Annotated in this window: 1 protein-coding gene; it reads right to left on the reverse strand. The window is 37.9% G+C overall.

Translation table 11 applies throughout. The features are described 5' to 3' along the window. The coding region (locus FDW96_RS15435; protein ID WP_137365926.1) for a tape measure protein at window positions 1-1,076 on the reverse strand (1,076 nt) is incomplete at both ends.

A 1,076-nucleotide genomic window follows, 5' to 3' on the forward strand; every position in this document is an offset into this window, starting at 1 on the left:
TTCCATATATCAGCAAACCATTGACCAATACCGCTAAAGAATGAAACTATTCCGTCCCATGCACTCTTTAAGAAGTCTACGAAACTACCCCAAACCTTTTTACCTGTTTCGGTTTGAGTGAAGAAGTAAACTAAACCAGCAACAATGGCTGCGATTGCTATGCCAAGAGCCACGAATGGATTCATAGCCATTACAGCATTGAAAGCTCCTTGTATAATTGTACCAGCTTCAACAACCTTATTATATATCTCGACAGCCTTAATGATTCCATCAATAACTTTCAAAGCAACGAATACACTAGCCAAAGCAGCTAAAGCTACTTTTAAAGTATCTATTGCGCTTTTACTTTCACTAATTTTTTGCAGAAAATCAGCTATTTTTTTCGTGACTTCTGAAAATTTACCAGCAAATACAGCTATGCTTTTTGCTACGTTATCTATACTTGTTGCGTTTTTTGTTGTTTCTGTATTTATTCCAATAAATGAATTTATGACATTCCCTATAATAGAAACTATGGAACCAAATGCACTTTTTATGCTATCCCAAGCCTCTAAAAATGCTAAAGTGGCTGCATTTTCTTGCAGTTTTTGAAACAAGTCTTGGAAATACTTAACTACATTTGTTACAGCTTTACCAGCACTTTCGCCCCAGTCAGACATCTGGTCTATTAAGCCACTAATGATAGGTGTTAAAGCGTTCAAAGTAGGCACTAAAGCAATTGACATTGTTTCGTTGAAGCTGTCCCACGCGTCCCCAATAGTTTTGATTCCACCGCCCGAACCTTTAGCCATTTTTTCCATAGCCTTGTTGAGCATATCCATCGAAACAGCGCCTTTTGAAACAGCGTCATTAAAAGAACCGTATTGCTGTAATGAGGGGTTCATTTTCATAACAGTGTCTTTTAAAGAAGAACCAAGAGCTGTGTTGTTATCGGTTAATTGTCCAATATTTTCAGCCGTAACTTTACCAGCTGCCGACATTTGACCGTAAGACTGAACTACACCTTTAAGGTTTTCGCCAGTACCACCAAATGCTTGGTTAGCTTTTACTAATGCTTCTGTTTTACTGACCGCTTT

Origin of the sequence: Citrobacter sp. TBCS-15, from assembly GCF_005280815.1 — a bacterium.
In the GTDB taxonomy this organism is placed as follows: Bacteria; Pseudomonadota; Gammaproteobacteria; order Enterobacterales; family Enterobacteriaceae; genus Citrobacter; species Citrobacter werkmanii.